Source organism: Saccharothrix variisporea, from assembly GCF_003634995.1.
GTDB classification, from domain to species: domain Bacteria; phylum Actinomycetota; class Actinomycetes; order Mycobacteriales; family Pseudonocardiaceae; genus Actinosynnema; species Actinosynnema variisporeum.
Genome location: NZ_RBXR01000001.1, coordinates 4,922,897 through 4,936,115 on the forward strand (window position 1 = coordinate 4,922,897; position 13,219 = coordinate 4,936,115).

Sequence of the window (13,219 nt, forward strand, 5' to 3'; positions counted from 1 at the left end):
GAACGGGTTCTCACTATGGTGGGTGCGGTGACGAGTGACGACGTGACTGCTCGCCGAGCCAGCTCCTTCGGACCGCAGGCCGAGGCCTACGCCCGCCACCGGCCGGACTACCCGGCCACCGCGATCCGCTGGGCCCTGGCGCCGCTGGGCCCCGGCTCCCACCGCGTGCTCGACCTGGCCGCCGGCACCGGCAAGCTGACCACCGGCATCGTCGCCGAGGGCCACCAGGTGACGGCCGTCGAGCCGGACGAGGCCATGTTGTCGGAACTGGTCCGGCACTGCGGCGGCGTCCGGGCGCTGCCGGGTTCGGCGGAACGCATCCCGGTCCCCGACTCGACGGTGGACGCGGTGCTGGTCGGGCAGGCGTTCCACTGGTTCGACCCGGACAAGGCCATGCCGGAGATCGCGCGGGTCCTGCGCCCCGGCGGCGTCCTCGCGGCCCTGTGGAACAGCGACGACACCTCGGTCGAGTGGGTGGCGGAGTTCGGCGCGGTCTCCGGCGCGATCTCGGCGGCCGTGGGTGTCGCCGGCCGGACGATCCCGGACCACGAGCTGTTCCGGGACGCAACCGACACCACCTTCCGCCACACCCACCGCCGCACGGCGGAAAGCCTGGTCGCGACAGTGGGCACGCACTCGCACACCCTGGTGATCCCACGGGACGAGCGCGAGCGGCTCCTGGAGAAGATGCTGACCTACCTGCGCTCCCGCCCGGAAACCGCCGAGGGCGAGTTCGACCTGCCGCTCATCACCTACGTCAAGCGCCTCATCCGCGTCTGACCCCACACTCGCCGCCCCGCCACCCCGCCACCCCGCCGCCCCGCCACCCCCGCACCCCCGCGCCGCAGGCGCCCTGGGCTGCCAGCCACAGGAAGGGCCTCGGTTTCTTCCCCCGTACGGCCTGGGCGCAGCCCAACCGCGCTTGGCCCGTTTGTGCAACCAGCTTTTCCGGTTGCACAAACGGGCCAAGGGTGGTTGCCTCCGGCAGGCCGTACGGGGGAAGAAACCGACGCCCTTCCACCCCCCGGGGGCCTGCCGCGCGGCGAGCGCCGCTTTTGATCTTGAGAGCGCGAAGCGCGACCGCTTGAGAGCGCACAGCGCCCAGGAACAAGCGTCAGCGCATGTTGCGCTCGAACACCAGCCGCAAGCCGAGCAGGGTGAGATCCGGCACGTGACTCTGGATGGTCGCCGACTCCGTGACGACCAGCGGCGCCAACCCACCGGTCGCGATCACCGCCACCGGCCCCGGCTCGCTGACCTGCAACTCGTCGATGATCCGCCGCACCAGCCCGTCCACCTGCCCGACGAACCCGTACACGATGCCCGACTGCAGGCACTCCACGGTGTTCTTGCCGATCACCGACCGCGGCCGGACCAGCTCGACCTTGCGCAGCTGGGCCGCGCGCGCCGCCAGGGCGTCCACCGAGATCTCGATGCCGGGCGCCAGCGCCCCGCCCAGGAACTCGCCCTTCGCCGAGATGACGTCGAGGTTGGTGGACGTGCCGAAGTCCACGACCACGCACGCCGTGCTGTGCAGGTGGTGCGCGGCCAGGGTGTTGATCACCCGGTCCGAGCCCACCTCCTTCGGGTTGTCCACCAGCAGCGGCACACCGGTCCGGACACCCGGCTCCACCAGCACCTTCGGCACCGCCGAGTAGTACCGGCCGAGCATCACGCGCAGCTCGCGCAGCACCGCGGGCACGGTCGACAGCGCCGAGATGCCGGTGATCTTGTCCGCGTACTCGCCGAGCAGGCCGCGCATGGTCAACGCCAGCTCGTCGGCGGTCATGCGGGCGTCGGTGCGCATGCGCCAGTCGCGGACCAGCGCGGCCTTGTCGCCGGTGCCGTCGTACAGGCCGAGGACGATGTTGGTGTTGCCGACGTCGATGGCGAGCAGCACGCCCGACTCCTGGTTCTCGAGCTGGATAGGAGCTAGTTCTCGGCCTGGATCAACGCGTCCAGCGCGGTGGCGTCCTCGGTCTCCGACACGACCTCCGGCTCCACCACGGCACCGGACACCAGGCCCGAGCCCTCGGGCGCGTGCCCCGGGTCCGCGCCCAGGTCCACGACCTTGTTGTCCGCGTCCACGAAGACGACCTTGGGCTGGTAGGACCGCGCCTCGGCGTCGTCCATCTGCCCGTACGCGATCAGGATGACCAGGTCACCGGGCTTGACCAGGTGCGCGGCGGCGCCGTTGATGCCGATCACGCCCGTGCCGCGCTCGCCCGGGATGACGTAGGTCTCCAGGCGGGCGCCGTTGGTGACATCCACGATCGCGACCATCTCGCCGGGCAGCAGGTCGGCGGCCTCCATGAGGTCGACGTCGACCGTCACCGAGCCCACGTAGTGCAGGTCGGCCTGGGTGACCGTGGCGCGGTGGATCTTCGACTTGAGCATCGTGCGCAGCATCGCGGTCCCTCTCTCACTCGTCGCCGGTGCCGAGCAGCACGGGGGCGTTGTCGATCAGCCGGGTCGTGCCGACCCGAGCGGCGACGAGCAGCCGGCCGTCGCCGTTCTCCGGTGCGGGGCCGAGGTCCGGCGCCCGCAGCTCGAGGTAGTCCACCGAGACCCGGGGTTCGGCGGCGAGCACGTCCGAGGCCGCCTTGAGCACGGCTTCCGCGCCCTGCCCGCTGACGTGCGCGCCCGCGGTCAGCGCGGCGGACAGGGTGGTCGCGGCGAGCCGCTCCTCCTCGGACAGGTAGCGGTTGCGGGAGGACAGGGCCAGGCCGTCGGCCTCGCGCACGGTCGGCACGCCCACCACCGCGACCGGGAAGTTCAGGTCCCGGGCCATCCGGTGGATCAGCGTGAGCTGCTGGTAGTCCTTCTCGCCGAACACCGCGTAGGTCGGCTCGACGATGTTGAACAGCTTCGCGACCACCGTGAGCACGCCCGCGAAGTGGCCGGGCCGGACCGCGCCCTCCAGCTCGTCGCCCAGCGGACCCGGCGACACCGTCACCGTGGACCCGGGCAGGTACATGTCCTCGGCGTTCGGCGCGAACACCAGGCCCACGCCCTCCTCGCGGCACATGTCCACATCGGACTCGAACGTGCGCGGGTAGCGGTCCAGGTCTTCGTTGGGCCCGAACTGGGTCGGGTTCACGAAGATCGACACCACGACCACGGTGTTCTGCATGACCTTCGCCTCGCGGATCAGCTTGCGGTGACCCGCGTGCAGCGCGCCCATCGTCGGCACCAGCGCGATGTTGCGCCCGGCGCCGCGCAGCGCCCGGACCACGCGCCGCAGCCGGTCCGGGTCGCGGTGCACGGTGACGTCGTGGGGCGAGTAGTCGTCCTTGGTCAGCGGCTTGGTCATGCTGGTTCAGTCCTCGAGGGTGGTGCGGACGTCGGTCGCCGCCTCGGGCTTGAGCAGCCCGGCGGCCTGTGCGCGGTCGGCGGTGCGGCGCGCGAGAACCCGGTACGCGGCAAGGGTCCCAGGCGCCTGCTCGCCCAGGACGCGCAGGTGCTTGGCCAGCGTGCCGGCGTCGCCGCGCGCGACCGGGCCGGTGAGGGCGCGGTCGCCGTGGCGCAGCACGTTGTCCAGGGCGGCGGACAGCAGGGGGCCCAGCATCCGCTCGGCGTCGGCGATGCCCGCCGAGCGCAGCAGGTCCGCGCAGTCCGCGACCAGGGTGATCAGGTGGTTCGCGCCGTGCGCGAGGGCCGCGTGGTAGAGCGGGCGGGCCGCCTCGGGGATGCGCACGGGTTCCGCGGCCATCTCCACGACCAGGGCCTCGCCCACGTTCCAGGCGGCGTCGTCGCCGTCCGCAGCGGTCACGCCGACCGAGCACGCGGTCATCCGCTCGACGTCCTCGGCGCGGCCGGTGAACGTCATCACCGGGTGCAGCGCCACGCACAGCGCGCCGACCTCGGCCGCGGGCGCGAGCACGCCGACGCCCTGCGCGCCGCTGGTGTGCACGACGATCTGCCCGGCTCGCAGCGACCCGGTGGCCACGAGCCCGCGCACCAGCCCGGCCAGCTCGTCGTCGGGGACCGCCAGCAGCACCAGGTCCGCGCTCGCGGCGACCTCCGGCGGCGGCAGCACGGGGACGTCGGGGAGCAGTTCCTCGGCGCGGGCCAGGGAGGCGCGCGACACCGCGGACACCGAGCTGACGACGTGGCCCGCCCGGGTCAGGGCGGCGCCCAGCACCGAGCCCACCCGGCCGGCGGAGATCACTCCGACAGCCAGCCGCGCGGGGCGGGGGGTCGCGTCCATGCGACGTACTCCGTTCGAGGCGTTCCAGTCCCGTGGTCGGGTACCGGACGACGGCCGCGAGCGTAATCCGCGTCCGCCGGACCGGGCGTCAACTGCGACGAACACCACCTGCGGCCTTGAGCGCACCGGGTGCGTCGATGGCCGCCTGACGTGCGGTGATGAGGGCTTCGAGGAGGGTCGCGTGACGTTCGTCCGAGCCCGCCTCGGCGGTGCCGGAGGCGATGCGGTGGCGCAGGAACGCCAGCTCCGTCGCCGCCACCTGGTAGCCCGCGACCGCGCGGGCGGCCTGCTCGCCGACCTTGCGCCGGACCGTGCGCCGCCACCGCCGCCGGCCCTGGAGGCTGGCCAGCAGGGCGACCTCGCTGGAGGCGATCCACCGGTTGGCCGCCATCTCCGGCAGCTGCCCGGCCACGATCCGCTGCTCGCGGCGGCGCTGCCAGATCACCAGCCACACCATCGCGGCGAACACCGGCACCATGATCAGGAAGTACAGGTTGATGAACGTCGACCCGGTGCCCACGGTGGTGGAGAAGTTCCACAGCGAGTGCAGCCCGGCCGCGCCCAGGTACCCCAGGGCCGGGGCGAGCACCCGGACCCGCTTGTTCGTCGTCATCGCCGCGATGCCGATGCCGATGCCGGTCATGGACGTGAACAGCGGGTGCGCGAACGGCGAGAGCACCCCGCGCAGCACGAACAGGGCGATCACGCCGCTGGACAGGTCGCCGAACCCGGAGTCCACGAACACGCGGGCGAAGTAGTAGATGTTCTCGGTGTAGGCGAACCCGGCCGCGGTGACGCCCGCGTAGACGATGCCGTCCACCACGCCGTCGAACTCCTCGCGCCGGCGCAGGAACAACACCACCACGAACGCGGCCTTGGTCGCCTCCTCCACGATCGGCGCGCCGATGACGGCCGCGAACGTCGACCCGTCGCCGCCGTTGATCAGCTCGCCCAGCACGTGCGCGGTCTGGTTGAACACCAGCGAGGTGATGGTCGCGCCGCACGCGCCCCACGCGAACGCCAGCAGCAGGATCTTCGCCGGCTCCGGCTCCCACCGGTCCACCCACAGGAACGCGCCGAGCACCGCCGCGACCGGCAGCAACGCGGCCACCGCACCGACCAGGATCGGCACCAGGCCGATCTTCGTCGTGCCCAGGCCGAGCAGCACCAGGCCGCACACCCCCAGGGCGATCAGGCCGACCACCGGCAGCAGGACGGTCCAGCGGCGCTGGTTCGCGCGCTTGCGGGCAGGGGAGGCGGTCACAGTGGGCAACCTTAAAGGGACACTTGACCGATGCGGGATTCGGAAGGGGCTTGGCGCGAGGCGCTGTACGGTCCGGAGGGCTTCTTCACCCGCGGTTCGCTGCCCGCCGACCACTTCCGGACCGCTCCCCTCATCGGCCCTGAGCTGGCCGAAGCCCTCCTGGTGCTACTCGATCGGGTGGATTTCGCGCTGGGTCGTCCGGAGCGGGTGGATTTCGTCGACTTGGGAGCGGGCGGCGGGGAGCTGTCGGCGGCCGTGCGGTCGCTGGCGTCGGGGTCGCTCGGGCGGCGGCTGCACGTGACGGCGGTGGACGTCGGTCCGGTGCGCTCGCTGCCTCTTGTGAGGTGGGAACGGTCGCTGCCCTCTGCCGTGACCGGGCTGCTGGTCGCGCACGAGTGGTTGGACGCCATCCCGTGCCCGGTGGTGTCGTGGCCGTGCTCCGACCCGTGGCTGGACCGGTGGTGGCCGTTGCGGCCGGGGTGGCGGGCGGAGATCGGCGCGCCCCGGGACGCCGCCTGGGCCGACGCCGTGTCGCGGGTGCGGGGTGCGGCGCTGGCCATCGACTACGGGCACGTGCGGGCGGACCGGGTGGCCGGCCGGTACCCGGAAGGGACGTTCACGGCTTATCGCGGCGGTCGCCGGGTCGAGCCCGTGTTCGACGGGTCCTGCGACCTGACCGCGCACGTGGCGCTGGACGCTTGTGCCGCGGCTGCGGGCGGGGAGTGGGTCCTGGTGTCGCAGCGGGACGCCCTGGCGGCTCTGGGCCTGTCGGGCGAGGTGGCCGGGTCGGGGATGGCGTGGCTGGAGTCCCTGGCGCGGTCCGGCCGGGTGGCGGAGTTGAGGGATCCGGCGGGGCTGGGCGCGTTCGGGTGGCTGCTGCACGCGGTGGACGTGCCGGTGTCGTCGCTGCTGCCTCCGCTGCCGCCGTGGACCCCATGAGGCCGTGCGAGCATGAGGATGTGCAGATCACCGTTGGAGTGGGGGCCGGGGCGCGGCACCTGGGTGTGGACCGCGTGGTCGACCTCGGACCGCTGCACCCGTCCGCGCACGGCGCGTACCGCCTCCGCCTGACCGTCCGCGACGACGAAACCATCACCGCCGCCGAACCCCTCGTCGGCCACCTGCACCGCGGTGCCGAGAAGCTCTTCGAGGTCCGCGACTACCGGCAGGTCCTCACCCTGGCCAACCGCCACGACTGGCTCGCCGCCTTCTGCAACGAGCTCGCCGTCGCCCTCGCCGTCGAGCGCATGACCGGCATGGACGTCCCGCCGCGCGCCCAGGTCCTGCGGGCGGTGCTGTGCGAGCTGAACCGGATCATGGCGCACCTGGTCTTCCTCACCCCGCTCACCGGCCCGGTCGCCGCCGCCGGCCGGGAAGCCGTGCAGGCCGTGCTCGAGGAGGCGTCCGGCGGGCGCATCCACTTCATGTTCAACCGCATCGGCGGGCTGCGCGAGGACGTCCCCGCGGGCTGGGTCGACCGGGTCCGCGCCGCCGTGTCCACTGTGGACACAGGGGTGGTTCCCGAGGGACTGGCCGGGATCGGGGTGCTCAGCCGGGACGCGGCCCTGGCGCACGGCGTCACCGGACCGATCGGGCGGGCCTCCGGGGTGGACCTCGACCTGCGCCGAGACGACCCGCTGCCCGGCTACCGCGACCTGGACGTCCGACCCGTCGTGCGGACCGAAGGGGACGCCCTGGCCCGCGTCCGGTGCCTGGTGGACGAGGTCGCGCAGTCCGTGCGGCTGGTGCTCCAGTGCCTGGACCGGCTGCCCAGCGGCCCGGTGAACCTGCGGCTGCCCAAGGCGGTCAAGGCACCCGAAGGCGCGGTGTACACGCGGGTCGAGGCGCCGCTGGGCACGTCCGGCGTGCTGCTGGCGTCGCGGGGCGAGAAGACGCCGTGGCGGCTCAAGCTGCGGACGCCGTCGTTCAACAACATCCAGGCCCTGTCCGCCTTGCTGCCCGGCACGCGGGTGGACGACCTGCCGGCCGTGCTGGGGTCGTTCGCCGTGGTGGTCGGCGACATCGACAAGTAGCCGGCCCCGGGCAGGTCCCGTCAGTCCTCGCCGCGCCGACGCCTGCGCCGGGGTGAGTCCGCCCCGCCGAACGCGGCGAGCAGCTCGCTGACCGACTTGCCGTCCGCGTGCGCCCCGGCCGGTTCCGGCTCGGGAGCACGCCTGCGTCCGGACACCTCGGCCGACGACCGCTCGGCGGGCACGGGGTCGTACTCGCCGGTGTGCTCGGCGGCCCGGCGGGTGGTGGGCGTGCGCTCGGCGGGCACGGGGTCGTACTCGCCGGTGTGCTCGGCGGCCCGGCGGGTGGTGGCGGGCGTGACCGGGCGGAACCCGGCCCCGGTCGCGGCGGCCCGGCGGCCCTTGGTCTCCGCGTGGCCCGCGTTCTCGACCGGGCGGTACCCCGCGCCGGTCATCTCGGCCGCGCGGCGCACGGCGGTCGGCCGGGCCAACCCGGCGTCCACGCCGGACTCCAGGCCGACGCGTTCCCCCGGTACCGGGCGGAAACCACCGGTCTCGGCCGCCCGACGCCCGCTCTCGGCACGCGCGGGGGTCACCGGGAAACCGCCGGTCTGGTGCACGGCCTCGGTCTGGCGCACGGAACTCGCGGCCACCGTGCGGAACCCGCCCGTCTGCTCGACCCGCCGGGCCGCCGGCTCGACGGGACGCGCGGTCGGCTCGGCGGAAGCGTGCCGCGTGCCCGGCTCGGCCGGCGCGTGACGGGTGGCAGGCGCGGCGGAAGCGTGACGGGTAGCGGGCTCGGCGGGCGCGTGGCGGGTGCCCGACTCGGCCGGCGCGTGGTGCGCGGCAGGCTCGGCCGAGGCGTGACGGGTGGCGGGCTCGGCTTGCGGGCGGCGGGTGCCCTGGTCCGCGAGCACGGCGTCGCGGCTGATCATCTCGGTCCGCTCGGCGACGCGGCTTCGGCGCTCGCCCTGCGCGGCGGGCTCGGCGGGGCGCACGGGCTCCCCACGACGAGCCGGCTCTGCCACGCGGGCCGGCTCTGCCACGCGGGTCGCCTCCGCCGCGCGGGCCGCTTCCACCGCGCGGGCCGGTTCCGGCTGGCGGGCGGGTTCCGGCTGGCGGGACGGCTCGGCCTGGCGGGACGGCTCGGGCCGGCGAGCGGGTTCGGGGCGGCGGGACGGCTCGGCCGGTCGCGGCGGTGTGGCCGCGGCCGCGGCCGGGGCGAGTCGGGCGGCGAGGTCGGCGCGGTTGACGCGTTCCGTGGTTTCGGTGCGGGCGGCGGCCGGGCGCTGCGGCGTCGTGCGGAGGGGTTCGCGGCGGGCCGGCGGGGACTGGTCGCGGCGAGCGGGTTCCGGGCGGGTCGTCTCCGGGCGGGCCGGTTCCGGGCGGGTCAGTTCCGGGCGGCGTGCCTGGTCCTTGCGGTGTGGCCCGTCGTGGACGACCCGCTCGATCAGCTCCGTCCGCTCCGGGTTGGGTTTCTCCGCGGCAGCCCCGGCAGCCCCGGGTGCCCCGGCGGTCGCCGCGTTCACGGTGTTCGCGGCCTTCGCGGCGACGGCCTTCGCGGGCCCGGCCGTGATGATCCGCTGGTCCCCCACGGCCATCAGGCGGGACTGGTCGGACAACGCGCGCATGCGGGTCGACTCCGCGCGCAGCGCCACCCGTTCCACCAGGACTTCCCCGCCCAGCAGGGCTTCCAGGTTCTCCCGCAGCACGCGCAGCTCGTTGCGCAGCGCCTCCAGGTCCTCGCGGGACTCCTCGCGCACGCGGCGGCGGGTCTCCGCCTCCAGCTCCAGCTCGTACTCGCGCCGGGCGGCGACCTCGCGCTCCAGCTCCAGCTCGTACACGGACTGGAGGTCGGCCACCTCGTCGTCGCGGTCGGCGACCTGCCTGCGGTAGCGGGCGGCGAGGAACGCCCCGGTGAGCGCCGCCCACAGCGCGGCGACCACCGCCAGTCTCAGCCACCGGGCGTTGTCGCTGAGGACCAGCACCGCCGCGGCACCGAGTGCGAGCGCCAACGCTGCTACCAGCAGTAGTCGCCCGATGCCACGACCGTGATCTTGCTGCTCGTCGTCCTGCGACGCGCCTCGCCCGGTCATGGCCACTACCGTACCGGTCAGTTACCCGATTGAGACCTCCACGCCCGTATTCACTCGTTGGCGTGGGGATCTTCGGGGGTCTTGCAGCAGTGCTCCAACCACAGCGCCGCAGCGATCAGAACGGCCGCGCAGACGAGCCCGACGATGGCGCTGACCAGGTCGTGGCGCGCGGCGTCGAACTCACCCTGGACGGGGATCACGTAGACCAGCACACCGCCCCACGCGCCCGCCATGATCGCCCCGAGGAGTGACGACGCCTTGGCCAGCGCTACCGCGCGTGCGGCGGTCAGCGGCTGCACCGGTGCGGCCCCCGGCTTGCGCCGGATGCGGGCGCGCAACGAGAAACCGAGCACGGCGTCCGCGACGGCGATCACGAGGAGGGTGAACCCGGCGAACGTCGGCAGCTCGGGCAGCGAGTCGTAGGACACGCGCAGCAGCAAGTGGACGAGCAGGCCCGCGATCAGGCCGACGGCGAGCAGGTCACGGGGCTTGGTGAACCTCACCGTCCCATCGTGTCACCAAAGCCTCATTCGACGAGCGCGGTCTCCCGGGCGCCGAACAGCTGGAGCGCGGGCAGCCAGCGGGAGGGGTCGGCGTCCCAGTCCATCGACCGGATCTGGCTCTCGCTGCGCCGTCCGCCGATGACCCGCATCAGCTCGAACGACGAGGTGCGCAGCGTCGCGGACGGCTCGCCCTCGCCCAGGATGCGGTCACCGTGCTCCAAGGTGATCCGCAGGGCGGGCAGGTGCTGTTCGCGCAAACGTTTGTCCAGCTCCTGCATCGGACGCGTGAGGGCGGCGCGGACGGCCACGTTGTCCCGTTCCCCGGGCTGGTTGAGGGCGGCCCGGATGTCGTGCTCGTGCTGCACGATCTCCGCCACGAGCACCGCGCCGACCGGCGAGTCGAACAACCCCTCGGAGATCTCGAAGTTCCGCTCCCACTCGACGAGCAACTCCCCCAACGCCTTGTCCCGCCGGTCCTCGACCTGCCGCTCCCCCCACTGCCCGGTCTCGTGCCCCTCGAACCGCCGGTTGACGAAGTCCCCGAGCCCACCGGCGAGGTGGGCGACCACGTCCTTGACCGTCCACCCGGGACAGGCGGCGACCTCGACCGAGGGATCCCCGTTGGTGACCAGACTGATGATCCGCCGCCGCGCGGCGTCGTACGTGACCGCGTTGCTCATCACCGACCTCCTCCGGCCGACGCTAACCCCGCCCCGGCCCCGGCGCAGTGCGAGCGCTGAGCTCCCACGACTCGATGACGGCGTCGACCGGGCGACCGGTGCCTGGGTCGTCGGTGTCCACGGAGGCGTCCACCACCTCGGCGACGAGCTCACGGACGTCCTGGGCCGGCAGCAAGCGCACCCACGGGAAGACCTCGGGCACGACCGCGGTGATCAACGCCAGGTCAACGACAGGTCGTCGCGGCGTTCGACGCCGGTCAAGTCCAGGCCCGCCACCAGGTCCGCCACCCGCCCGTGCCCCGGCAGCACGGCGTCCGGGTCGATGTCCAGCCACGGCACCAACACGGTGGCCCGCTCGTGCGCCCCCGGATGCGGCAGCAGCAGTTCGGGATCCTCCGACACCACGTCGTCCACCGTCACCACGTCGACGTCCAGCGTGCGCGGACCCCACCGCAACGTCCGAACCCGCCCCGACGCGTTCTCCAGCGCCTGGCCGCGCCGCAGCAAGTCCCAAGGGCCGAAAGAGCCCGACACGATCAGCACCGCGTTCAGGAAGTCGTCCTGGTCCGTCACGCCCCAAGGCGCGGTCTCGTACACCGGGGACACCGCGACCAAGGAATCAGCGAACCCGGCCACCGCCGAACGCAGGTAACCCAACCGGTCGCCCATGTTCGAACCGATGGACAACACAGCCCTAGTCACGGGTGCGCCTCACGGTCACCGACACGTCCGCGAAGGTCAGCGGGATCGGGGCCGACGGCTTGTGGACGGTCACCTCGACCGCCCGCACGCGCAGGTCGGTCATCACCTCGTCGGCGATCTTGCCCGCCACGGTCTCGATCAGGTCGTACGGCTCGCCCGCCACGATCGCCGCCGCCCGCTCGGCGAGCTCGCCGTAGTGCAGCGTCTCGCGCAGGTCGTCGGTGGCCGCCGCGCGGGACAGGTCCAGCCACGCCGTGATGTCGACCAGGAAGTCCTGGCCGTCGCGCTTCTCGTGCTCGAACACACCGTGGAACCCGCGCACGCGCAAGCCGCGCAGCGAAATCCGGTCACCCATGGCCCTGCCTCCACGCCCTGGCCACCGCGACGGCGTCCAGGGACTTGTCCACGTCGTGCACGCGCACGCCCCAGGCGCCAAGGAAAGCAGCCAACGTCGACACGGCAGCGGTCGCGTCCTCGCGACCGTCCGGTTCCCGGCCGCCCAGCAGGGAACCCAGGAAACGCTTGCGGGACGCGCCCACGAGCACCGGGAAGCCCAGCGCGAGCAGCTCGTCCAAGCGGTGCAGCAGTTGCCAGTTGTGGGAAGCGTTCTTGGCGAACCCCAGCCCGGGGTCGAGCACGATGTCGTCCGACGACACGCCCGCCGCCAGCGCCGCGTCCACCCGCGCGCACAGCTCGTCGCGCACGTCACGCACGACGTCGTCGTACACGGCCAGCTGGTCCATCTGCCGCGAGTGCCCACGCCAGTGCATGAGCACATAAGGCACCCGTGCGGACGCCACTACAGACGCCATCGAGGGGTCAGCGAGACCACCGGACACGTCGTTCACGATCGACGCACCCGCCTCCAAGGCAGCCGCAGCGACCTCGGCGCGCATGGTGTCCACGGACACCGGCACCCCGGCCGCCACCAGTTCGCGGATCACGGGAGCGACCCGCGCCGCCTCCACCGAAGGCTCGACACGGGCGGCACCCGGACGGGTGGACTCGCCGCCCACGTCCACGATGTCCGCGCCGCGCTGGTGCATCGCCACCCCGTGCGCCACCGCGTCGGCCAGGTCCAGGTACCGGCCGCCATCGGAGAACGAGTCCGGGGTGACGTTCAGGACGCCCATCACGACGCAGTGCCCCGGTCGAGGCACGCTCACCTGGTACGTCCCTTGATCAGCTCGATGGCCTCGGCGCGCGAGGACGCCGACGTCCGCAGCAGCCCGCGCACGGCGGACGTGGTGGTCCGCGACCCGGGCTTGCGGACGCCGCGCATGCCCATGCACAGGTGCTCGGCTTCCACGACGACGATCACACCACGCGGTTCCAGCCGCCGCACCAGGGCGTCGGCCACCTGCGAGGTCAGGCGCTCCTGCACCTGGGGCCGCTTGGCGTAGAGGTCCACCAGCCGCGCGAGCTTGGACAGGCCGGTGACCCGGCCCTGCTCGTTGGGGATGTACCCGACGTGCGCGACCCCGTGGAAGGGCAGCAGGTGGTGCTCGCAGAAGGAGAACATCGGGATGTCGGTGACCAGGACGAGCTCCTCGTGGCTCTCGTCGAAGGTCTTCGCCAGCACCGAGTCCGGGTCGGTGTAGAGCCCGGCGAACAGCTCCCGGTACGCGCGCGCCACGCGGGCGGGCGTGTCCATGAGGCCCTCGCGGTCCGGGTCCTCGCCGCAGGCCAGCAGCAGTTCCCGCACGGCCGCCTCGGCCCGCTTCTGGTCGAAGGGCCGCCGTGCGAGGCCGGCCCCTCCGTTGACGACGGAGGGGCCGGCCTGGTCGATGTCGG

16 protein-coding genes are annotated in these 13,219 nt (G+C 73.3%); 3 read left to right on the top strand and 13 right to left on the bottom strand.

Going from position 1 to position 13,219, the window contains the following annotated elements; all coding sequences use genetic code 11:
- Window positions 1-15 precede the first annotated feature (15 nt).
- The gene (locus DFJ66_RS22020; RefSeq protein WP_121223546.1) at window positions 16-780 is read left to right on the top strand and encodes a class I SAM-dependent methyltransferase; all 765 of its coding nucleotides are present in this window, start codon (window positions 16-18) and stop codon (window positions 778-780) included.
- Window positions 781-1,114: 334 nt separating this feature from the next.
- On the opposite strand, the gene DFJ66_RS22025 is transcribed toward DFJ66_RS22020, so the two are convergent.
- From DFJ66_RS22025 to DFJ66_RS22045, 5 genes are all read right to left on the bottom strand, one after another.
- A complete protein-coding gene (locus DFJ66_RS22025; RefSeq protein ID WP_121223547.1) occupies window positions 1,115-1,900 on the bottom strand; it encodes a type III pantothenate kinase in 786 nt (261 codons plus the stop codon).
- Window positions 1,901-1,932: 32 nt separating this feature from the next.
- Complete coding sequence (gene panD, locus DFJ66_RS22030) at window positions 1,933-2,409, bottom strand: aspartate 1-decarboxylase (RefSeq protein WP_121223548.1); 477 nt, start codon at window positions 2,407-2,409, stop codon at window positions 1,933-1,935.
- A gap of 13 nt (window positions 2,410-2,422) precedes the next feature.
- The gene (gene panC, locus DFJ66_RS22035) at window positions 2,423-3,313 is read right to left on the bottom strand and encodes a pantoate--beta-alanine ligase (RefSeq protein WP_121223549.1); all 891 of its coding nucleotides are present in this window, start codon (window positions 3,311-3,313) and stop codon (window positions 2,423-2,425) included.
- Between the two features lie 6 nt (window positions 3,314-3,319).
- Complete coding sequence (locus DFJ66_RS22040; protein ID WP_121223550.1) at window positions 3,320-4,210, bottom strand: Rossmann-like and DUF2520 domain-containing protein; 891 nt, start codon at window positions 4,208-4,210, stop codon at window positions 3,320-3,322.
- An 88-nt stretch (window positions 4,211-4,298) separates the two neighbouring features.
- Window positions 4,299-5,474 carry a PrsW family intramembrane metalloprotease gene (locus DFJ66_RS22045; RefSeq protein WP_121223551.1) on the bottom strand — a complete coding sequence of 392 codons (1,176 nt, stop codon included), beginning with the start codon at window positions 5,472-5,474 and terminating at the stop codon, window positions 4,299-4,301.
- A gap of 30 nt (window positions 5,475-5,504) precedes the next feature.
- On the opposite strand from DFJ66_RS22045, the gene DFJ66_RS22050 reads away from it, so the two are divergent.
- Together DFJ66_RS22050 and DFJ66_RS22055 are read left to right on the top strand one after the other, a co-directional pair.
- Window positions 5,505-6,413 carry an SAM-dependent methyltransferase gene (locus tag DFJ66_RS22050; protein ID WP_121223552.1) on the top strand — a complete coding sequence of 303 codons (909 nt, stop codon included), beginning with the start codon at window positions 5,505-5,507 and terminating at the stop codon, window positions 6,411-6,413.
- Between the two features lie 20 nt (window positions 6,414-6,433).
- Window positions 6,434-7,507, top strand: a complete 1,074-nt coding sequence (locus DFJ66_RS22055) for an NADH-quinone oxidoreductase subunit D (protein WP_211351272.1) — start codon at window positions 6,434-6,436, stop codon at window positions 7,505-7,507.
- 20 nt (window positions 7,508-7,527) lie between these two features.
- On the opposite strand, the gene DFJ66_RS22060 is transcribed toward DFJ66_RS22055, so the two are convergent.
- From DFJ66_RS22060 to folE, 8 genes are read right to left on the bottom strand one after another with little or no spacing between them, the layout of a single operon-like run.
- Window positions 7,528-9,540 carry a DUF6779 domain-containing protein gene (locus DFJ66_RS22060; protein WP_147459331.1) on the bottom strand — a complete coding sequence of 671 codons (2,013 nt, stop codon included), beginning with the start codon at window positions 9,538-9,540 and terminating at the stop codon, window positions 7,528-7,530.
- A 50-nt stretch (window positions 9,541-9,590) separates the two neighbouring features.
- The gene (locus tag DFJ66_RS22065) at window positions 9,591-10,043 is read right to left on the bottom strand and encodes a DUF3180 domain-containing protein (protein ID WP_121223554.1); all 453 of its coding nucleotides are present in this window, start codon (window positions 10,041-10,043) and stop codon (window positions 9,591-9,593) included.
- A gap of 23 nt (window positions 10,044-10,066) precedes the next feature.
- Complete coding sequence (locus DFJ66_RS22070) at window positions 10,067-10,723, bottom strand: maleylpyruvate isomerase family mycothiol-dependent enzyme (RefSeq protein WP_121223555.1); 657 nt, start codon at window positions 10,721-10,723, stop codon at window positions 10,067-10,069.
- Between the two features lie 22 nt (window positions 10,724-10,745).
- Window positions 10,746-10,925 carry a hypothetical protein gene (locus tag DFJ66_RS22075; protein ID WP_147459332.1) on the bottom strand — a complete coding sequence of 60 codons (180 nt, stop codon included), beginning with the start codon at window positions 10,923-10,925 and terminating at the stop codon, window positions 10,746-10,748.
- Window positions 10,926-10,936: 11 nt separating this feature from the next.
- Window positions 10,937-11,425 (bottom strand): 2-amino-4-hydroxy-6-hydroxymethyldihydropteridine diphosphokinase, encoded by a 489-nt coding sequence (gene folK / locus DFJ66_RS22080; protein ID WP_121223557.1) that lies wholly within the window; start codon window positions 11,423-11,425, stop codon window positions 10,937-10,939.
- Window positions 11,418-11,780 (bottom strand): dihydroneopterin aldolase, encoded by a 363-nt coding sequence (gene folB, locus DFJ66_RS22085; protein ID WP_121223558.1) that lies wholly within the window; start codon window positions 11,778-11,780, stop codon window positions 11,418-11,420. The genes folK and folB overlap by 8 nt, the downstream gene beginning before the upstream one ends.
- Window positions 11,773-12,558: a dihydropteroate synthase gene (folP, locus tag DFJ66_RS22090; RefSeq protein ID WP_121223559.1), complete on the bottom strand. Its 786-nt coding sequence runs from the start codon at window positions 12,556-12,558 to the stop codon at window positions 11,773-11,775. The genes folB and folP overlap by 8 nt, the downstream gene beginning before the upstream one ends.
- 29 nt (window positions 12,559-12,587) lie before the next feature.
- Complete coding sequence (folE, locus tag DFJ66_RS22095) at window positions 12,588-13,214, bottom strand: GTP cyclohydrolase I FolE (RefSeq protein WP_121231565.1); 627 nt, start codon at window positions 13,212-13,214, stop codon at window positions 12,588-12,590.
- Between the last annotated feature and the right edge of the window lie 5 nt (window positions 13,215-13,219).